Source organism: Cohnella terricola (assembly GCF_007786475.1).
GTDB classification, from domain to species: Bacteria; Bacillota; Bacilli; order Paenibacillales; family Paenibacillaceae; genus Cohnella; species Cohnella terricola.
In genome coordinates this window covers 12108-32922 of record NZ_VNJJ01000026.1, presented here as the reverse complement: position 1 = coordinate 32922, position 20815 = coordinate 12108, and the positions used below count along the sequence as shown (strand labels likewise).

18 protein-coding genes and 1 tRNA gene are annotated in these 20815 nt (G+C 53.5%); 9 read left to right on the top strand and 10 right to left on the bottom strand.

Annotated features, from left to right (window positions below):
* Positions 1–282 precede the first annotated feature (282 nt).
* The 5 genes from FPZ45_RS24335 to FPZ45_RS24315 all read right to left on the bottom strand — a co-directional run bounded on the left by FPZ45_RS24335 (position 283) and on the right by FPZ45_RS24315 (position 4087).
* A complete protein-coding gene (locus FPZ45_RS24335; protein ID WP_144707257.1) occupies positions 283–774 on the bottom strand; it encodes an SRPBCC family protein in 492 nt (163 codons plus the stop codon).
* 2 nt (positions 775–776) lie between these two features.
* A complete protein-coding gene (locus FPZ45_RS24330) occupies positions 777–1106 on the bottom strand; it encodes an ArsR/SmtB family transcription factor (protein ID WP_144707256.1) in 330 nt (109 codons plus the stop codon).
* A 33-nt stretch (positions 1107–1139) separates the two neighbouring features.
* Entirely contained in the window at positions 1140–1478 is a 339-nt protein-coding gene (locus FPZ45_RS24325) for a DUF1801 domain-containing protein (RefSeq protein WP_144707260.1), read from the bottom strand.
* Positions 1479–2001: 523 nt separating this feature from the next.
* Complete coding sequence (locus tag FPZ45_RS24320; protein ID WP_144707255.1) at positions 2002–2838, bottom strand: sulfurtransferase; 837 nt, start codon at positions 2836–2838, stop codon at positions 2002–2004.
* Between the two features lie 43 nt (positions 2839–2881).
* The gene (locus tag FPZ45_RS24315; RefSeq protein WP_144707254.1) at positions 2882–4087 is read right to left on the bottom strand and encodes an MFS transporter; all 1206 of its coding nucleotides are present in this window, start codon (positions 4085–4087) and stop codon (positions 2882–2884) included.
* 196 nt (positions 4088–4283) lie between these two features.
* On the opposite strand from FPZ45_RS24315, the gene FPZ45_RS24310 reads away from it, so the two are divergent.
* Both FPZ45_RS24310 and FPZ45_RS24305 read left to right on the top strand, forming a co-directional pair.
* On the top strand, positions 4284–4799 hold the full coding sequence (locus FPZ45_RS24310; protein WP_144707253.1) for a GNAT family N-acetyltransferase: 516 nt from the start codon (positions 4284–4286) through the stop codon (positions 4797–4799).
* A gap of 78 nt (positions 4800–4877) precedes the next feature.
* On the top strand, positions 4878–5081 hold the full coding sequence (locus tag FPZ45_RS24305; protein ID WP_144707252.1) for a DUF378 domain-containing protein: 204 nt from the start codon (positions 4878–4880) through the stop codon (positions 5079–5081).
* Between the two features lie 63 nt (positions 5082–5144).
* On the opposite strand, the gene FPZ45_RS24300 is transcribed toward FPZ45_RS24305, so the two are convergent.
* The gene (locus tag FPZ45_RS24300) at positions 5145–5441 is read right to left on the bottom strand and encodes a 4a-hydroxytetrahydrobiopterin dehydratase (RefSeq protein WP_144707251.1); all 297 of its coding nucleotides are present in this window, start codon (positions 5439–5441) and stop codon (positions 5145–5147) included.
* Positions 5442–5594: 153 nt separating this feature from the next.
* On the opposite strand from FPZ45_RS24300, the gene motA reads away from it, so the two are divergent.
* The gene (motA, locus tag FPZ45_RS24295) at positions 5595–6401 is read left to right on the top strand and encodes a flagellar motor stator protein MotA (RefSeq protein WP_144707250.1); all 807 of its coding nucleotides are present in this window, start codon (positions 5595–5597) and stop codon (positions 6399–6401) included.
* A complete protein-coding gene (locus tag FPZ45_RS24290; RefSeq protein WP_144707249.1) occupies positions 6382–7215 on the top strand; it encodes a flagellar motor protein MotB in 834 nt (277 codons plus the stop codon). Before motA ends, FPZ45_RS24290 begins: the two co-directional genes overlap by 20 nt.
* 49 nt (positions 7216–7264) lie before the next feature.
* On the opposite strand, the gene FPZ45_RS24285 is transcribed toward FPZ45_RS24290, so the two are convergent.
* Entirely contained in the window at positions 7265–8047 is a 783-nt protein-coding gene (locus FPZ45_RS24285; protein WP_144707248.1) for a hypothetical protein, read from the bottom strand.
* Between the two features lie 237 nt (positions 8048–8284).
* Between FPZ45_RS24285 and tadA the strand changes: the two genes are divergently transcribed.
* On the top strand, positions 8285–8746 hold the full coding sequence (gene tadA, locus FPZ45_RS24280; RefSeq protein WP_144707247.1) for a tRNA adenosine(34) deaminase TadA: 462 nt from the start codon (positions 8285–8287) through the stop codon (positions 8744–8746).
* Here the strand turns inward: tadA and FPZ45_RS24275 are convergent.
* Positions 8678–8956 carry a Spo0E family sporulation regulatory protein-aspartic acid phosphatase gene (locus FPZ45_RS24275; protein ID WP_281284930.1) on the bottom strand — a complete coding sequence of 93 codons (279 nt, stop codon included), beginning with the start codon at positions 8954–8956 and terminating at the stop codon, positions 8678–8680. The two genes, tadA and FPZ45_RS24275, sit on opposite strands and share 69 nt — an antisense overlap.
* Positions 8957–9180: 224 nt before the next feature.
* Here FPZ45_RS24275 and FPZ45_RS24270 point away from each other — a divergent pair, with 224 nt between their 5' ends.
* From FPZ45_RS24270 to FPZ45_RS24255, 4 genes are all read left to right on the top strand, one after another.
* Positions 9181–9870, top strand: coding sequence for a response regulator transcription factor (locus tag FPZ45_RS24270; RefSeq protein ID WP_144707246.1), 690 nt, complete (start codon positions 9181–9183; stop codon positions 9868–9870).
* A complete protein-coding gene (locus tag FPZ45_RS24265) occupies positions 9858–11168 on the top strand; it encodes a sensor histidine kinase (protein WP_144707245.1) in 1311 nt (436 codons plus the stop codon). The genes FPZ45_RS24270 and FPZ45_RS24265 overlap by 13 nt, the downstream gene beginning before the upstream one ends.
* 113 nt (positions 11169–11281) lie before the next feature.
* Positions 11282–11974: an ABC transporter ATP-binding protein gene (locus tag FPZ45_RS24260; protein WP_144707244.1), complete on the top strand. Its 693-nt coding sequence runs from the start codon at positions 11282–11284 to the stop codon at positions 11972–11974.
* Positions 11971–14526, top strand: a complete 2556-nt coding sequence (locus tag FPZ45_RS24255; protein ID WP_144707243.1) for an FtsX-like permease family protein — start codon at positions 11971–11973, stop codon at positions 14524–14526. Before FPZ45_RS24260 ends, FPZ45_RS24255 begins: the two co-directional genes overlap by 4 nt.
* Positions 14527–14673: 147 nt before the next feature.
* Here the strand turns inward: FPZ45_RS24255 and FPZ45_RS24250 are convergent.
* Both FPZ45_RS24250 and FPZ45_RS24245 read right to left on the bottom strand, forming a co-directional pair.
* Positions 14674–14748: transfer RNA gene (locus FPZ45_RS24250), tRNA-Arg, on the bottom strand.
* A 128-nt stretch (positions 14749–14876) separates the two neighbouring features.
* Positions 14877–20735 (bottom strand): S-layer homology domain-containing protein, encoded by a 5859-nt coding sequence (locus FPZ45_RS24245; RefSeq protein ID WP_144707242.1) that lies wholly within the window; start codon positions 20733–20735, stop codon positions 14877–14879.
* Positions 20736–20815 lie beyond the last annotated feature (80 nt).

The following is a 20815-nucleotide window of genomic DNA, read 5'->3' as shown; positions in this document are numbered from 1 at the left end:
AATCTTACTGCTTCTTCTTTGAATGCCTTGTCGTACCTGTTCATTGTCACTCGTCCCCTCGTTAGCTTTCATTTTATTTCATACGAGGGTGTTTTTCGACTGCATTTTTATCGTAGCACTCCATATCCACCTGTGGCTGGGTCAAGCCGAGCGGATCGCCAACAAAAGGCCAAGTGAAGCAAGGTAGCACCCGGAGGGATTAATGTTTGCAGGTTGTTGTATGTTGTTGCACACTATAATATCAAAAAGCGACATTCCATAATTGGAACGTCGCTTTCCCCTTTATTGTTGGCTGGCCAAGTATTGGTCCAACTGTTCGAACGTACCGTCGAACCCTTGTTTGACCATCGGCTTCATGGCTTCAAATGCTGCCACTTCTTCTTCCGATGCATTCACTGGACCGCCACTGAATGTTACTGTGGTCTTTCCATCTTCTTCTGTGAAAGTTAGGATGTTGATAATCTCAAGCGGCCAATTCGGGTTAAATGGAGCACGTACTGTATTCCCTTGTTCATCACTGAACGATTGAACGAACACAAGTTTCTCTGGCTCGTTCACCTCTTGATAAACAAATTTCCCCCACATACTCATCCCTTCAGGGGATTTCTGACAGCCGAGAAACATCCCCCCCGGACGAGCATCCATCTTGCTTATTTCGAGTGAGAATCCCTTTGGACCCCACCATTTGCTAAAATGCTCCGCCTCCGTCCACACCTTAAACACGAGTTCGCGTGGAGCGTTAAATTCACGAGTTAACAACACTTCATGGTTCATTTCTATTCCTCCCTGTTACTTTGGTTTTGGAGTTTAGTTAGATACTCATCCAACTGATCAAATTGATTTTCCCACAAACTGCGAAACGTGCTAAGCCAGGTATCCATCTCCTGAAGGGGCTGGGGTCTAAGCTTGTAAAACCGACGATTGGCAACTGGATGCACATCAACGATTTTCGCTTCATTAAGTACTTTTAAGTGTTTTGATGCTTGTGGCTGCCGGATTTGCAGCTTATTCGTAATTTCCCCTACGGTAAGTGGGCCGTTGCGTAGCAGCTCCACAATCCGCATTCGAGTGGGCTCTGCTAAAGCACCGAGCGTCTCCGTTTCCATATTGTTATTCTCCGACCCAATGCTGTCTCTTCATTAGAGCGCTTGAGTGGCTTGAGCCAGTAACGAGGAAAGCACGGTGTGGTCTGGGGAAACTCCCTCTTTAATTTTGATCCATTTGCGTTCCGGCGGTCCTTCGAAGCCCTTCGGAAAGTCCATCCCAGCTGTGTTCATGATCATAAAGGCTATCGCATCCTTCGAAGGTGAAATTACTGCGGCATAGTGGCCGTTTTTCAGAAAATGGGGCTTCTTGTATTGAATTCGTTCTTCAACCGATGGAATGGTTTGGTGAACCATCTCTCTCAGCCGCTTAGAAAGCTCAATTTTCCAAGCTTCTCCCAAGTTCTCGATAAAGGCGGTAACCTCTTCGTTCATCAATCCCTAATCAACTCCTTTTGATAATTTTTTCCATAAACGAAATATACCATATTGAGAATATTCCTGTAAAGGAATTCTGTAAAAAATTTTCTACTCGCTTCAGCGAAAGCCACTATCGCTACTTGCAACGTTGGCTGACCGAGAAGTACCCGACGCTCAAGCTGGAGGAACTGACCGCCGACCACGTTCGCCAGTACGTCGGACACATGCTAACCGAACAAACGCTGAGGCGCTAGGATGGTAGGTCTAATGCTCCGAGCCATTCAAGTGCCGCAATAACCCGATCCCAAGCCTGTTGTGCCGTCAGAAGTACCGAGTTTGTGCCGGAGCGTAAGGTTGGATGAACCGGACCATATGACCCGACTGCCCAACTGTGGCTGGCTCCGTGCTTCCTGCAACTACTTTCCTCATCCTCTTGTTTGCAAGCTGTTGAACGGAAAACCCAAAAAGGGCCGCAACAGGTCCTCAAACAGCAACCTGTCACAGCCCCAAACCCGCGTCCGACGCGGCATCTCGGCTCTTATTCTTCCCCCGTAGCCACCGGATTCTCGCTATACGAGATCCAATCGCTCCAACTCCCCGCATAAAGCTTCACCCGAGTGAAGCCCGCTTCCTCGAGTGCCAGCACGTTCGGCGTGGCCGTTACACCGGAGCCGCAGTAGACGACGATCTCGTCTTCCGGCGACAGGTCGGCGAAGCGCTCGCGCTGCTCGTCGGAGTCTTTCCACGTGCCGTCGGCGTGGCGGCTTTCGGCCCAGAACTTGTTCCGCGCGCCGGGAATATGTCCCGCTACCGGATCGATCGGCTCTACCTCGCCGCGATAACGAGGGGCCTCACGGGAATCGATCAGCACGAAGCTGTCCGTGCCTAACGATTCGCGAACCTCGTCCATCTCGATCAGCATGTTGTGCTGCACGGTCGCGAGGAAGGACGCCGGGATAATCACTCTCTGCTCGTCCGATACCGGGCATCCCGTATTCCGCCAAGCCGAGAATCCGCCGTCCAGGACGAACACGTTCGTATGACCCAGATACCGTAGGAGCCACCATAAGCGCGATGCCATAGCCCCGCCCTGATCGTCGTAAGCGACGACCCGCGTTTCGTTGCCGATGCCCGCTTTGCCGAATCGCGCGGCAAGCTCAGCCGCGTCCGGCAATGGGTGACGGCCGCCGTGCTCTTCGATCGGCCCCGACAAATCCTTCTCCAGATCCAGATAGATGGCTCCCGGAATATGGCTCTCTTCGTAAGCCTTCCGTCCAGCCTCCGGCTCTCCGAGTTTAAATCTGCAATCCACGATAACGATATCCGGCTCATACATGCGAGCGAGCAGCCATCTTACCGACACGATATTTTTCATTGTTTTCTACCCCTTATCAGCGAATCTTCTTCCTATATCATTCCTATGCCGATACTCCGACGCTTCCCGAACGAGAACGAGCCCGCTCCAGCAGCTTAGCCGACAACAGCGCCCAGATGATGACGCCCAGCATCAGAACCGCATATCCGGCGAACAACCACCAGGTCGCGCCTACGCCGTTCTCGTCTAAGAACCAACCTGTCAGCTTAGGCAGCAGCGCTCCCCCGATCCCTCCGAACGCCATCAGCAAGCTTGTCGTCCGTTCCGTCATTCCGGGAACGGCGCGATTGGCGAAGACGAGAGCGATCGCGAACATACCCGACATCGCAAGCCCCGCCAAGAACGTCAGCGTGAACGTTGCCCACGTGCTGTCCAGTCCGCCCATGATAATGAAGAGGATAGCCGCCGAGATGCAAGTGACCAGCATATAGGTTCCGCCGCCCCAGCGATCCGCGGCTTGGCCGGATACGACCCGCCCAAGGGCCATCGCTCCCCAGAACAGACTCAGCGATAACGATGCGGTCGATTCCGACAGCCCGTTATTTTTGACCAGCAGCGATGGCAAATAATGCACGAAACTCATCTCGAAGCCGACGTACACGGCGAAAAACATCGAACAAGCAGCGAGCACGATCAAGACGCGGCCGCGATTCGGCATTTTCGACAATTCGGCCGCCGCGTGCGCGACATTCTCTTTCGGACGATCGAGTATTTTCGGCCAATAAACCAACCACATGACCATCGCCAGCGCCGCCAGCACCCCGACAACCGTAAATGCCGAGATCCAATGCCCACTGGATATAAGAGCCGCACCTGCAAAAGGCATCAGCAGCGCGCCGACTCCGAAGAACACCTCGACCCGGCTCATCGCCACGTTCGCGTTCCCTAATGCGGATCCGATGATGAACGAGCCTACGACCGCTTCCGTCGTGCCAAACCCGAAGCCCGCGAACGGAGCCGCGGTCAGCATCACACCCCATGACGGATGCAGCGAATAGATGATTTCGGCGACGGCCATCACGCCCAGCGCGGAGAGCAGCAGCGGTTTTTTACCGATTAGCCCCATCAGCCACGGCGCCAGCATGATGCCGACCAGTCCGCCGAGGAACTGATTCATGACCAACTGCCCGCCGTCCCCGTATTTAATGCCATAGGCCTCGACCATCGGTTCCATGACGGTTCCGACGACCAATTGCCCGATTCCGACCACCAAATATGCTATACAACCTAAGAAGACAAGCCTTCCCATCCGTCCAATCTCCTTTATGCCTTCGTTCAACCTCCCTATCATACCACGACCGCCGGCAATTGGGACGTTAAGACTGTATATTCCCGACTTCCCCAACCCCAATTGCTACCCTCTTCCTAACGCGAAAACACCCCCGATCCCTTATAATGAATTCATTGGAATCAGCACGCTCTGCGTCTATGCAAGGAGGACAATTATGCAAGCCCCCGCTATACCGCCGTTAACGCTGGAACCGATGACCGAACAGGATGGCCGGGACATCTGCGATTGGCGCTACCCCGAACCGTACGATCTTTTTCGGTGGCCGCCTTGGGACGCCATGGTCGAGCAGGGCCGAGAATTCGGAGATCCCGAAATTCGGCAGCGGCAATATCTGTCCGTTCGGATCGAAGGACAACCGCAATTGGTCGGATACGTTCAATTATTCCCTATGGATCGCGCGGTTCGAATCGGGATGGGCCTGCGGCCCGACTGCTGCGATCGCGGTTGGGGCGCGTTTCTCGCCGGATTGGTCGTTCGGGAAGCGGAACGAAGAAAACCCGGCGCGGAGATCGATCTTGAGGTAGAGAAGTGGAATAAACGGGCGATTCGAGCCTACGAGAAGGCCGGATTCGTCGTGACGGACGCATACGATCGAAGGGCGACGCACGGAATCGTCAGCGTGTTATGCATGGTATGGCATAAGAGACGGGACCCTTTCATAAAACTATAGTGAACATCCAAGAATCAGCTGCTCAGGCAGTATCACCAGAAAAGGGTGTGATAACCCCATTAAGGAGGCTGTTACTGAATGAAGGCGTTAAACGTCATCAGCCTGATTCTCGTTATTCTCGGAGGTTTGAACCTGCTGTCCGTCGGTTTGTTTAAGTACGACGTCGTCAGCGAACTCTTCGGGGGAACAGAAGAGGTCGGATCGCGGATCGTGTATATCGTCATCGGTATCGCGGCGCTTTATGCGATCGCTCTATTCCCGAAGGTAGCCAGAGACGATTAATTAAGTAGCCTCGATGATCGCGGGACTTCCCGGACGTCTCCCGTCCCGGGTCCCGCGGTTTTTTCATTTTAAAATACGGTCGTACGCTTGCGCCGATTCCAAATCGAGCCGCGTCAATCCTCCGGAATGCCACGTGGTCAGCCGAAGGGTCACGCGTCTGTAGTCGATTCCGATGAACGGATGATGATTCATCTTTTCCGCAATGGCGGCAACCTCGTTCACGAACGCCACTGCTTCCTTAAAAGACGGGAGCATCCGCGTGCGCACGAGCCATTTGCCGTTCTCCTCCGTTTTCCAGCCTTCCAGCTTCTTCAGCCCTTCGTCCAACTCTTCCGGCGCTAACAACGGATATTTATCCATCGCTGTGCCTCCTCTACTTTTAGATGAATTTATGAAAAAAGGGATAACCTCTAAAGCTTTGGCCCTTTTCTGTCGATAAACCTAGTATCGTGTCGGTTGTGAGGGTAAGCTCCTGTCGCGTACATAACATTCTTCTATATGCCGGGGTGTACGATGAAAAATTCAACGATTATTGGTTTAGGTCTGGGTTTTGTAGCGCTTCTTGTGGGTATGTACCTAAAAGGCGCTCCGCTTGTTAGTTTGGTTAACAATCCGGCTGCTTACGTTATCATTCTCGTCGGAACATGCGCCTCCGTCTTTATGGCGTTCCCGATGTCGGAGCTCGCCAAGGTTCCGAAGCTATTCAAACTCATCTTCGCCGAACCGAAGCTGCTGCCTCGCCAACAGCTGATCGGCATGTTCATGGAATGGGCTACGATTACTCGCCGGGAAGGCTTGCTTGCCCTGGAGGCCCGCGTTGACGAAATCGAAGACAGCTTTCTGAAAACAGGCATGCGCATGATTATCGATGGCAACGATCAAGATTTCGTACGGGACGTTCTGCTCGAAGACATCTCGGCTACGGAAGAACGCCATCGCGGCGGCGCTCAAATCTTCTCCCAAGCGGGCATGTACGCGCCTACGCTCGGGGTACTCGGAGCCGTTATCGGCCTCGTCGCCGCTCTCGGCAACTTGTCCGAGATGGAGAAGCTCGCTCACGCCGTTGCGGCCGCGTTTATCGCGACGCTGCTCGGTATTTTCACGGGTTACGTCCTCTGGCATCCGATTGCCAATAAATTAAAACGTCTTTCCAAACGCGAGATCGATCTCAAATTGATGATGGTCGAAGGATTGCTGTCGATTCAATCCGGCGTATCCACGATCGCGATTCAACAGAAGCTTCTCGTATTCCTTACTCCTACGGAGCGGTTGGCGTTCGTTGAGAAGGAGGAGGCGCAACGTGAGCAGAAAACGGCATGAACCGCATGAGGAGCATGCGGACGAATCCTGGCTCCTTCCTTATTCCGATCTCATGACGCTGTTGCTCGCCCTCTTTATCGTGCTATACGCGGCCAGCGCGGTCAATACGTCCAAGTTCGAAGAAATGAGCCGCGCCTTCAAGACGGCCTTCAACTCCGGGATCAGCATTCTGGATAAAGGCTCGATTACCGAAGACGACATGTTAAAGCGGCGCACGGCTGAAGATCTTAACCGGATGGACGACGGGAAGAAGAGCAAGACCCGCGAAGCTCTGAAACAACAGGAACAGCAGAATCTCGAGAAACTGAAGAAGGATCTCGACAAATATATTCAGAAGAACGGGCTGTCTACTCAACTCGAGACGCAGCTTAACCAGTCCCAACTCCTGATTACCATTCGGGATAATGCGCTGTTCTCTTCCGGAAGCGCGACGGTCAAACCCGATTCCCAGAAGCTGGCGACGGCGATCGGCAACATGCTTCAACAGTATCCGGACTACGAGATCCTCGTCACCGGCCACACCGATAACCAGCCGATTAGCACGACGGAGTTCCCGTCTAACTGGGAGCTTAGCTCCAAACGGGCGATCAACTTCATGAAAATATTGCTCCAGAACCCCGCGTTCGACCCGCAAAGGTTCAGCGCGATCGGTTATGGCGAATTCCGTCCGCTCGAGAGCAATACCACTGACGCAGGCCGAGCCACCAACCGGCGCGTCGAGGTCTCGATCCTTCGCAACTATGTAGAACCGACGTCGGATAGCAACGATATTACATTGTCCGCGATTGCGAATGAAGGCAAGAAGGAAGAATAACACCCAGGGAACGTTCGAAAATCGGACGTTCCTTTTTTTTCGCCTGATGTTAGGACGAAGCTTTACCTTCCTTCGACTCGGACGCGGAAGCCGATGTCGGGTTCTCCCAGCGATGAATCAGATGAGCGAGCTCCGACCACGACACCTTGCGATCCGGGTGAGGAGCCGGTACCGGGAGCAGACGCCGGCTATGCAGCCACCTCATCTGCTCGCTGATGATAGAGGACCAATCGACGCTTCCCGAGACTCGCTCCGCCGTCTTGACCGCGCGCTGGAGATCCGGCCGATTAGGCCGTTTAAGCGCCGCGCTCCCCTTGCCATTCCACTCCAGCATGCTGCGCCACATCGCCGCAATGTCCTGCCCGTAGCGGGGATAACCCGGGTGTGACCATTTCCCGTTTAGATCCTCCCAACAAGGCGCCTTTCCTCTCCACCCCGAGTTCTCGATATGCTTCAGCGGCCGTTTAGCCAAATGATGATCATTGGCCAACGGCAGATCCAACGAGAATGCATACAGCATTTGCATTCTCGTTTCAATGGCCGCCTCGTCGGCCCATTGATCCCTCATGAGCGGAGCCCATTCGGGTCCGGCCGCCTCCGTTGTCCAACACTTGGTCTCGTATGCAGTCTGGCAGTAGGCTACATCCCCTCTTATTCCGTAACGTTTGCCCGTCTCCAAGTAAATCCCCGCAACTTCGGGGGCCTCCGGATTGCGCCTCTTCATATACGCAAGCATCCGTTCCGCCGAACAACATGCCTCCCCTAAGATGGAAAGCTTACCCGTTGGCTCCAGCTCCGGATGGCTGCGAAAGACCGAATTTACCGTTTCCACGTTTGCACCGCTCCTCTCCGCTATGTTCGTACAGAGTTTGTCCTGCTCTTCTCTTAGTGTATTCACGGCTTCGCCCGATTTGACCTTATTTGCCAACCTGATACAATAATATGGAGTTGCACACATTGTTATAAACATAAAATGTGCATAAATCTGTGGGTAACTAGGGGGTTATCCACAGATTTATGCACAGCATGTTAACATCGAATACACGTTCGCGGAGTAAGGAGTAGAGTTATGCACCTGGAAGAAGATGAACGGTGGATGAAAGAAGCCATCGCCCAAGCTCGTATTGCCGAGTCTCTCGGAGAGGTTCCGATCGGCGCGGTCATCGTTCGCGATGGCGAAATTGTCGGCGCAGGTTATAACTTGCGAGAACGGGATCGGGATCCGACCGCCCATGCGGAAATGATCGCAATCCGCCAAGCCAGCGATCGTCTGCAAGCTTGGCGACTGCTCGGCTGCACATTGTACGTCACGCTAGAGCCTTGCCCGATGTGCGCGGGAGCCATCCTCCAGTCCCGTGTTGAACGGGTCGTCTATGGCGCTTCCGATCCGAAAGCCGGTTGCGTGGGGACTTTAATGGATTTGCTGCAAGATTCTCGCTTCAATCATATATCGCCTTGGACGTCAGGAGTGCTTCACGAAGAATGTTCGGCGTTGCTTACCGATTTCTTCCGCAGGTTGAGAAGCCGATAATAAGGACACCGCGACCATGTTTTCCATTTTTCGATAATCGGACTCTTTTTTCCGTAGACGTTGAAGCTGAATAATCAGGCGATCCGCTTCCTCGCTAACCGCTACAATCTCCGGATCGGTCAGAGTGCCCAAGTCGTTCGCCATTTCATATAGACGACGTTGGAGCTGTTGGAGGCGCCCTATTAATTGCGAGGTCTCCAATTCCGTCATCTGACCTCTCCTCTCCTGAGTAATCGTTCTACCCATTCGTAGTCATACATCTGATAGGATTTTGGAACCATTCTCATTATAGGACAAAAATATCCAATTAAATGTTGAAAAGTGTCGAGTAAAATGCATATTTTCAATTTATTTTCCGACAAAAATAGTCATAAAGAACCATGCCTACAGACTTAAGTTGATTCATTTTATCCTTTCGGGGAGGAGCCACGCCTTTGAATACGCGCATTTTACTGGTGGAGGATGACGATTCCCTTCACCGGGGAATCCAGTTCACGCTGCAGCAGGAAGGCTTCGAGGTGCTCAGCGCCCGCAGTCTGGCGGAAGCGAGAAATGCGCTTCTGCACGGCGAGCCTCAGCTTTTACTGCTCGACGTACAGCTTCCGGACGGCAACGGGTTCGACTTCTGTTCGGAGGTTCGCGAGAAATTCGATATCCCGATTATTTTCCTGACGGCGAGCGATCAGGAATTCGACATCGTGCGCGGCCTGGATCTGGGCGGGGACGATTATATTACGAAGCCGTTCCGGCTAAGGGAATTCCTCTCGCGCATTCATGCCGTGCTTCGCCGCCGTGCCCCGATCGCGGGCGGTTCGGATAACGCGATATTGAAAGCCGGTGACTTAAGCTTGAACGTGGGGGAAATGCGTTTGGAGAAAAACGGAATCGACATCCCATTAAGCGTTACGGAGTTCAGACTGCTTGCTTTATTCATGTCCCACCCCCGCTCCGTTCTATCGAAAGACCAGATCATCCGGCATGTATGGCCGGACGGAACCGAAGTGCTGGATGACAATACGGTAGCAGTGAATATCCGCAGATTGCGGGAGAAAGTCGAGGCGGATCCGCAAAATCCGCAATTTATTGCTACCGTAAGGGGAGCAGGTTACCGATGGAACGCGTAGCGGAGGCCAAGATCGGATTCGCAAGGTTGTTACGGAATCCGTTCGCACGAAATCTGACCGTCATTCTGATCTTTCTTTTTGTTCTGGCGGCCGGGCTCATCGCCTTTTACTCCCATTATTCCGCAGAGAAACTGAAGCGAGAATGGATGGATCATGAAGCGGCCGTATTGGGAAGACTGGCAGAGGAACACCCTGAACAGGCCGCGGAATGGCTCGGGTATGTTGCCGAATCGGATTCGATCTCCCAGGAAACGATCGAGGCGGGCCGACGATTAATGGAGCGTTACGGAATGACTTCGGCGCTGGAAACCCGCTGGTTCCCGGTGATCGGAGATTTTGTGGTCCATACGCGATGGTATCTCCTTCTAGGGGTCTGCGTTCTTTTCTTGATCGCGGGATGGCTGCTGTACAGGGAGACTCATGGATATTTACGAAAGATCCGCAGTCTGGCGGTCGCCCTGGAAGACGTGGTCAAGCACAATCAGCCGATGCCCTATCGCCTCTACGACGAAGGAGAGTTAGGCTTATTGGCCAACGGGACTCAGGAGCTGGCTCTTCGCTTGCAAGAGACGATCGAACAGCTCCATCGGGAGAAAACCTTCCTCAAGCAGACCGTGGCGGATATTTCCCATCAATTGAAAACCCCGCTCGCTTCCTTGACGATCTACGTCGATCTGCTGCAGGGCGATCGTCTCGATCCCGCTCATTCCGCCGAATTTCTAGAGAGATGCCGGCATGAGCTGGACCGAATGGAGTGGTTGACTCTGACCTTGCTTAAGCTTGCCCGGTTAGAAGCGGATGCCCTGGAGATGAACATCGACAAAGCGGACCTTAACGAGACCGTTCGGAATGCCGTAAGTTCCGTGCGAAAATTAGCCGATGCGAAAAGGATAGATATCCGAATCGAACAACCGCAAGCTTCTTTGGTTGTCGACCACGATCCCCGCTGGCTTGAAGAAGCCATCGTGAACCTGCTCAAGAATGCCATTGAACACAGCCCCAACGACGGTACCGTCGCCGTAAGCTTGGAGCAGACCCCCGTATTTACCCGCCTTCGGATTATAGACCGAGGCAGCGGAATCGACGCCCGGCACGTTCCCCACATTTTCAAAAAGTTTTATCGCAGTTCCAAAGAAGGCAGCGGTGTCGGCCTAGGCCTGCCGCTCGCCAAGTCGATCGTGGAAAAGCACGGAGGCGTGTTGTCCGTCGCGGCTAATCCCTCGGGAGGCACGATCTTTCATATGACTTTGCCCCTGCATCCTTTCCCTGCCGATCCCGCCAATCTTACAAAACTGTAAGCAGGGACCCCACTCTCCCGTAAGGTTGCCCGGATATACTGGATTCATGGTCGGAGGAGGCCGGGGGTTCCCCGCTTCTCCCGAGAATCCAAGCACCGGAGGATGAATTCGACATGAACGTCATAACCGTAGACGGTTTAAGCAAAACATATGACCAAGGAACGACCCAAGTAAATGCGCTCAAGGATGTATCCTTCAACATTAACCAAGGAGAATTCGTCGCGGTCGTCGGGGCCAGCGGCTCGGGCAAGAGCACGCTGCTGCACATGCTGGGAGGACTCGATAAGCCGAGCGGAGGTTACGTTCATATAGACGGGGAAGACCTGTACGCATTAAAGGAAAAAGAACGCGCGGTGTTCCGCCGCCGTAAGATCGGGTTTATTTTCCAAGCCTACAACCTGATCCCCGTCCTGAACGTGGAGGAAAACATACATCTCCCGCTTCTGCTGGACCACCGGCAACCCGACAAAGCTTATATTAACGACTTGATCCATACGCTCGGACTGCACGAGAGGCGGAGGCATCTTCCGTCCGAACTGTCCGGAGGCCAGCAGCAGCGAGTCGCGATCGGTCGAGCGCTCGCTTATCGGCCAGCGATCGTCCTCGCCGACGAACCGACGGGGAACCTGGACAGCGCGAACGGCCGCGAAGTCATTGAGCTGCTCAAGCTCGCCGTACGTCAGTACCATCAGACGGTCATCGTCATTACCCATGATATGAATATCGCCTCCGAGGCGGATCGCGTCCTTCATCTTCAAGACGGCAAGCTGCTGAACGATACGCAGAGCCTCGGGAGGGATCTATGAGACACTACGGAGGCATGGCCGCCCGCTACCTTAAACAGCAGCGCAAAAGAACGATTCTGACCATCGTCGGCATCGTTCTGTCGGTCGCGCTCATCAGCGCTCTAGGGACGATGGGTCAGACGCTGAAAGACAATCTGATTCTAAATACCGAGTACGAAAGCGGCTCCTTTTATTTCGGCTACGAGAAACCGACCTCGGAGCTGTACGAGACGCTTAGCCAACATCTGCTGGTCGATCGGCTCGGGATCTACCGCACGGGCGAGGAAACCTCCTTGGCGAATTCGCTGTCGGTTCAAGTGGACGCGGTTGACCCGGAAGGCTTCAAGCTTCTGCCGATCCATCTGCACGAAGGGCGTTTGCCGTCAGCCGCGAACGAGCTTGCGGTCGAGCAGTGGATCCTCGATCGGCTGCCCGGAAATCCCAAGCTAGGCGATTCCGTCTCGCTGAACGGACCGGAGGATCAGCCCATAGAATATCGGATCGTAGGTTTGCTGAACAACGAGAAAAAAAGCCAGGTCGAAGGCGTATCCAGAGCGTATACGTTCGGAAATCCGGCGGACATCGCCATCGACGCCAAGACGATACTGTTCCTGACGCTGAAACCCGGCGTTAACATCAGCGCTCAGATTAAAGAGTTCGCCAAGCTGAACGAGAGCCTATTCACCAACGACAATTTGCTCACGCTCATGGGTGAATCCGGCGACAATCGCACGAATACGGCGCTTGCGCTTATTTTCGGCACTTTGATCGGCTTGGTCGTCCTATCTACCGTCGCCGTCATCTATAATGCTTTCCATATCGCCGTCTTGGAGAGGATTCGCCAGTTCGGACTGCTGCGCACGCTCGGAGCTTCGCCGGGACAGATCCGCAATCTCGTTTTCCGGGAAGCGACCGTCCTATCCGCGATAGGCGTGCCGCTCGGTCTGTTCATCGGATGGTATGGGCTGGAGTTCGCGTTATGGCTCATGACGCAAGCCGGATTAAAAATCATGATGATGGAGACGTTCCGGCTGACCTTCCATTGGTGGATCATTGCCGGCAGCTTCGCGATCGGTTTCGTCGCAGTTTATCTCGCAGCTTGGCTGCCCGCGCGCAAAGCCTCCAGCGTCTCTCCGGTCGAAGCCGCGAAAGGCGCCGGCAGTATCGTCCGCGAATCTTACAGACGCTTGCGGCTGCCTTCGCCGCTCGGCCTTGCAGGCATCGAAGGACGAATGGCGGCGAACAATATCCGGCGCAATCGGACGAAGTTCCGGATTACGACGTTCTCCATCGTCATTAGCATTACGCTGTTTATCGTGTTCCACTATTTCACGCAGCAGACTTTGAACATGACGACAACGACGAACGAGAACGACCGAATCGCTTTCCAGTACTCCCGAATGGTCCAGCCCGATAAGAACGGCATGCGTCCGCCCATAAGCGAATGGGTTCCGGCCGAATGGATGACGCAGGTCGCCGCGATGCCCGGAGTTTACGGCGTATACAGCAGCTACTATAACCACTTGGTGGTCCCTGCCGTCGTGCCTAACGAGAAAATCAACCCGGACATCGCCGGGCAAACGAGTCTGCAGTTCAATCCGTCAGAAACCGAAAGACGGCATCGGCCCGCATCGGAAGTCCAGTCCCTTGTGATCCTTTATGACGATAACCGGCTTAAGGAAGCGGTCAAATACGTGCAGTCCGGAACCGCCGATCCCGAAGCGTTGGCTGCCGAGGACCAAGTCGTTCTGATCCAGACGATCAAGCCCCACCTGCGAAACGACAAAAAAGCGATCCTCCCGCTCACCCGATACAAGGTCGGGGACAAGCTGACTTTGCATATGAATCCCGACGACTCCAACGCTCCGAAACTTCACGAAGTGACGGTGGCGGGGATTCTAACGCAGTCGCCCTTCGATGCGACATACCATGAAAGCATGCTGACGATCATCGTCGGTAAAGCCACTTACGACAAGCTCCTCGCGGACGATCCAGAAAAATACTTTCCGGAATTGTACCCGAACGTCCCGACCGGCTTTGACGTAGCGATGGCAGATGGCGCCGATCCGGAGCCGGTTCGACTAAAGCTGCAGGAGATCGTCCGAACTAACCCGGGCAGCCGATTGGTCGATATCGCGGAGAACCAGAAAGAAACGCGCAACTTCAACGTTCAGATGAAAATATTCGTATACGTCTTTCTGTTCGTGATCGGCGTCATCGGAAGCTTGAATATCATTAATACGATTCAGACGAATCTCTTGCTGAGACGCCGGGAGATCGGACTTCTGCAAGCCGTCGGCATGACGATGGGACAAATCCGGCGAATGGCGACCGCCGAAGGGTTATGGTTCGGTGTCATCGGCAGCGTCTGGGGCATTCTGCTCGGGTTTGGTCTCTGCTATTTCCTCTATAAGCAGATCTCTAACTTCCAGGGCATCCCCTTCGAATTCCCATGGGGAGCCTCGCTGATCGCTTGCGGGACTGCCTTGCTCGTAGGCCTGTTCTCCGTGCAAGGACCTCTCAGAAAGATGGAGAAAGCGAATTTATTAGAGCGATTGCGAGAAGAAGCGTAAGCGCCTTTGAAAAGAGGGTGATCCCCGAAGCCGTCGAACGGCCGGCGATCGCACTCTATTTTATTTATTGGCCGGGCCACAGGAGTCGCGAATGACAATTAAACGAAAACCCCACGGATGAGATCCGTGGGGTAGTTCATTTTTTTATGGCGGCCCCGGCCAGAATCGAACTGACATCTACCCTTTAGGAGAGGGTTGCTCTATCCGTTGAGCTACGGAGCCACAGCAATAAATATTATAGCATAAATTATTCTCCACGCCAAAATGAAAACATGTTGCTCCGAATGCGAGAGACCGCTGGCCCCGCCCTTGTTGGACGAGAGCCATACGGTCTCTGCTTCTTATATTGCTTATTTCACGTCATCTTTCAAAGTCTCGATGAAGTTCTCTCCGGCCGACGTGCGAGTCGCTTTATGAGAGTGCGAAGCTTCCTCTACTTGGCCGAACGCCCAGTGCTTTTCGTTCACATCCGGGAAGGTCGGTTTGACGTTCAGAAGAGGGCCTCTAAACAACATCTTGTTGATCAGCGTGACGGCTTCGGAACGGATGATCGAATTGCTCGGCTTAAAGGTACCGTCCACGTAACCGTTCACCATCCCGTTGCGGTACAAGGCTTCGATAGCCGAAGCCGACCAGCGGCCTTGCACGTCCGTGAAATGCGGGTTGATCGGATCGGAGTTTTCCAGCTTCAGGTACCGCGCCATAACGACCGCCAATTCCTCGCGGCTTACCGGAGCGTCGGGATGGAACGTTCCGTCTTTGAAGCCGGTAAAGATTCCGTTGTCCGTTACGATTCGAATATATCCATTGGCCCAGTGATGATCAGTCACGTCAGAATACTCGGCTTTTTTCGTCGTATGTCCGCCGTTGATCAGACGAGCCACGATCGCGGCCAATTCCGCGCGGGACAATGTATTCTGTGTCTTAAACTTCCCGTCCGGGTGGCCCAAAATGTACCGAATATGCTCGACGTCTCCGTAACGGTTGGAGAACATCATCACTTTGATCGAAGTGCGGGCGCTGTCGGGCTTCGCCAGCTCTCCGTCCTTGTTGAGACCTTGCGCTTTCAATTCAACGATTTTCTCCGCGCCGGTAGCCGTCGGGAACTTCAGCTTAATCGCATATGAACCCTTCTTGCCGGCGCCAAGGTCCTTGACGGTCCAAGTAATCGTATTTCCGATTACCTTGCCGCCGTCGGCATCCACGACAACCGCTCCATCAGGGATCGTCACCTGAATTTCCCCGTTCTTCAGAACCGCGGTACCGTCGTTCAGATAATCTACATGAATCGTTGCCGCGGAATTCTCTTCGACGATGCTCTTCTCCGTGCTCAGGTTCACGGTCAAGTTCGGTTTGCCTGTTTCCGGCTTTTCCGGAACCTGGGTGGTCGGAGGCGTAACTCCCCCGCCTGCCCCGCCGCCGCTGCTGCTTGAGCGATAGAGAATAACGTCATGCTTAACGATGGCAGTTCCGACCGATATTTTCCCACTGGTGTACGTTGGGAAGCCAGCTGCCGTTACTACGATCTTGTAGTCGGTATTCGGGTACACCATGTACGCATAATCGCCCAAAGCATCCGTGTTTTGTACAGGGCTTGCGTTATCGTTCGGATCAAACCCGAGAATCGGCGGCAAGTAGACTGGCAGACCCGTATCCCAGTAATAAAGCGTTACTGTAGCGCCTGGAATCGGAGCAAGTCCGTTCGAGCCGTTCATGACCTTGCCATAGGGGTCGACGAGGTCCTGAACGATGCTCAGTTCTCCCGCTCGGGTTACCCGGACGACCGGATAGATCGTCTTCGTGGCATCGCTCGGATCCGTCTTGCCGTTGATCAGAACTTCCTTATATACTCCGGTTGGTCCATTCTCGTCATAAACCTCGATCTTATACCAAACCTCGAATTGATAGTCTTCATTCAACGCAACACCGTTGGCCGTGAATACGCCGGATCCGGAGCCTTCAAGCGGGAACCAGTTCTCGCCGGTTGCACCGTTGTTCAAGTAGCTGCCCGACGAATCCTTCAGTCTCACCATCAGGTGGCTCGTTGTGGTATTCTCGAACCACTTCTTGACCCCGCCGGTCGAAGTTTGCAGTCCGATGATCCCCGTAATGGTTTCTTCCGAAGGGAAGTTCTGATTGCCGGCTCCGGTTACGTTTCCGACGTTCACGATCTGCGTGAAGGTGGAAGAAACTCCCGAAACGGGCGGCAAGGTAACTTTCATCGTATAAGGTTTGTTTCCATCTGGTACGACAAACTTATAGCTTCCGTCGCTTCCTGTCACGATGGTACTCGACCAGCCGGTCGCCGGATCGGTAATCGTGACGGTTGCTCCCGGAACGATAGCGCCGTTCGTGACAATGACGCCGCTGACCGTTGCCGGAGCGAAGTGGACCGTAATCTGTCTTTCCGATCTTAATTTCAGAAGATGGTCGCGAACTTTAGCCGTAATCGGAATATCGACGGTGTTCGTTCCAATAATTTGATCCGAGTAGAAAACGACGTTAGCATGCCCCGTTGCGTCGGTCGTCGCTTCAATGGATGCGACAGGCAGATTCGTGTTCGGATCGATGAAGTGTCCCGGATAGCCTGTCGGAACCGAGAAGACAACCTTCGTATTCGCTACGGGATCGCCATTCTGCTTCGTCACGGCAGCCGTCAGAATCGAATGCGATATACCGTCACCGATAATCGTATTCGGGCTGGCCGTCAGATCCAGATTCGCTGGCTCGTATTCGCCGTTCTCGACCGGGAACAGAATCAGCTTGCCTAGATCGTGCGTATCGCTCTTAATCGGCGTTGTTGCCGTAGGTACCGTGTAATTCAGCTTCACGTCCGCTTCTGGAGGAATTCCGTTCGGGAAACCTTTATTCGCCAGATCTTGCGGATCTAGCTTCAAGATCAATTGACCCGGCTTGCCTGCATCCCAACCCAGTTCGTACACCGCAACGGTTACGCTAACTTGAGGCTGGCTAATGTCTGGCGTAAAGACGATTTCGAACTGCTCCGGAATGGAACCCTGAGGGTTGACGATGTTTTCCGGGAACGTTACCTCGATTTTGTTCCTGCCGGTAGCGTCTTCCGTAACGACGGCTCTCACCGGACCGAATTGGTTCTCCACAGGGTAGTCCGTAGGCCCGCCTACGCTCGGCCCTAAAGGTCGCAGTACTAGACCTGTTGGGTTTCCTTGGTCGACGATGCTAGCCTCAGTAGATGGGCCGTAAACCAACTGAACGTTTTTATTGTAATCAATTGGTTTATCCAAAGTCAGAGTCAACTGAGGAGTTCCGCTTCCCGTAATGCCAGTAACCGCGATCGGATTCGCGGTATCTCCGCCCACGATAACTTGCAGGCTAGGTGTTCCATTCACGAGGACCGGATTCTGGAAATCCACAATGACTTGATTGCGTTGGTCATCGTTAACTTTAGCCTGAGTCGGATTGAAAGTTTTCTGGTTCGCAACCGGGAAATCTCCCGGATAGACACTCGGTCCAAGAATTCGCAGCTGCTGTCCGTTGTGATCCGACAGCGGCGCGCTTGTGAGAGAGGGATCATATGTTAGCGACAATACCGGACTTCCGCCGTCCGATTCATACGGAATCTTGCCATCAGGGTATGCCGTTGCAAGGTCATTCGGGTTCAACGTTAGCACAAGCGTATCCGGATATTGAGCATCCCAATCGACGTTGTCTACTCCGATGACATTGCTGTCGGACAACAGCTTAATCGCCTCATGAAGATCTGCTCCGGTCGGCAGCAACGCATTCGGGAACTTGACCTTCACTTGGTTACGCGTTGCTCCAGGCACAACAATCGCTTGCGTCGGCTGAATCTGATTCACGACCGGATGAATGAAGCGGTCGAGACGGTCTCCATTGGTCTTTTGGATTTTATCCGTTCCATTAGGCACATCGTCCGGCCTATAGATCAAGTTGATTTGCGCGTTGGCTGGAATTTTGCCGTTCCAGGAAGCATCTAGGCCGGCAGGATCGATCTTCAGACCCATCGACTTAGGATCACTGCCATCCCAGTCGATCGAAGCGATATCTACGAGTTTCTTAACTCCACCTGCCGTGATCTCGACTTTGAACGCCTGCTCTACGCCGCTCTGAGGCGCTTTCAGCTCGTTAGGGAAATTCACACGAATCGTATCGCGATTCTCGTCGTTAAGAACGGCCTGGCTCTCCGGCGCAAACCGGTTAACGACATCAACGTCATCCGTCCCATTTCCCGTCGGGAAGTTCTTCAACGTCTCTATTCCGGAACGGTCCTTAACAGAGCCTGGCTCCGTGCTGCCGGGATCATTCGGATCGCCGCCGTAGTGAAGTACCGGCACAACGTTCGGCGGAATGATCGTGTTCGGGGACACTTTGTCCGGATCCAGCTTCAGAATGAGGCGGAACGGATCATCGGAACCGTCTTCCGCCGTGGCATACTTGTCAATGACAAGCGGCAGCGGATCGTTCTTGCCCGGGATGGTCAGCCAAAATCCGCCGGTTTTGTCCGGGTCGTACTTCACTGGAATATTGAATTCGACTTCGACTCTCCGTCGATCGTCGCTAACCTCGGAACCCGTTACTTTCGGCGTCTCCGAACCGAACAATACGGGAGCTTCGTCATACAAACCTCCGCCATGCGGCGCAGTATAGCCAGCCAGATCTCCGCCGATTCGCGCTTTCACGTTCGTCAAATGCGGATTACCCAGATTAAACAGGTCGATCTTGGCTTGTCCGTTCGCATCCGTCGGTACGGTGATCTCCCATACTTCCTGGGTTTGACCATTTGCGCGCGGATAAGACTTCTTCACTCTTACGTATTGATCGTTTTGCATCAGGATGTCGGGGTCATCGGCACGGACTTGTGTCGGCACGTCCCCTTTACCTGTGGACACCTGGATAACATTCGTTACGAGGTATAAGGAAAAAGTCACTGGGTAACCTTCAGGAGGAATACTGCCATCCTGCATATAGACCTGGGAGGTTACGGTAGCTCTCGCTCCGTTCACTTTGATCCCGTTATGGTTGCTCCCTTGATGTTGAGTGGGATAGGTGAAAGGTCCTTTGTTCAGAATCTGGATTTTCGTGGGGGCTTGCTCAATGTTCGCCCCGCCGCCGACATCCGGCACGATCAAGCCGCTGTCGTTGTTGAAGTACCACTTCCAGATGTCGTGGTTCTGATAGGATCCGCCGGTTGCAGCGGTGAACCCCGCGAACACCTCGTCCTGGGTCAGGATCTTGGATAGGTCGACATTCGGCACTTCCAGAATCGGCTGAATCTCCATAGGCGTACCATTGCTAACTCGGGTGCCTTCCAGCTTGCCTGCGACATTCAAATGCGGGAAGGCTGAGATCTCCACAGCCGAGCCATCCTGGACCTTCTCGTTCGTTCCCGCTTTCATCACCGGAACAAGGAACTTGCTGCCGGTTCCTTCTTTAATCAGATACACGCGGAGCTTATCGTTGACACCATCGTAATCGATCCACGAATGAAAAATGCCATTGGCCAAGTCCATGTCTGAGCTACTCAGATTGGCCAGTATAACATTCCTTCGATCCTTACCTGCCTGCGTATTTGGATTAGGATGAGTGACTACACCGTCTTCATCGTAAGCCACATGGCTGGCCTGGGAACCGCCCGCATTTCCATTGACAGCTACGGGATCAAAGTTACTATCGTTCGGTCCGTTTAGATGAGTATCGTATTCAATGCCTATACTTCTTTTTACATTCTCATAACCCAATCCTCCACCGGTGGAACCGGCCGAGCTGGACGCTGTTTGCATGACGAAAACTAGCCCATCCGCTCTTAGGCCGCAGCAACCAGTTCCGCCTGGGACCTTATTTCTCATCTGGAAGCTGAAATACGTACTGAAGGATCGGTCGTTGTCCAACGATACGCGTTGTTTGTTAAACGCCGAACCTCCTGAGTCTTTCACTTCCCCCGCCAGTCTAAGCTTCTCCTTGCCGTCTTCAGTAATCCAGCCTACAGGGGGTGAACTTAAGATGTTTGAAAACTCCAGCAAACCCTTCAACGGATGCGTTGAAGAGAAGCTGTCGTACTTAAACGATACGTACGGCTTATCCGGAACGGGAGCCGCCGAAGCCGTTCCCGGCGCGGTGAAAGGAAATCCGGACGCCACGACGACCAGAGCCAGCACCGCGCTCAGCCACCGTTTCCCGCTCCATTTCTTAGAAATCAATTTGTGAATCAAATCCGTCCTCTCCTTTACGATATCTCTGAATGTAATGAGTTATTCGTCATCCGGCCTATGTACCCACCTCTACGTCGTTT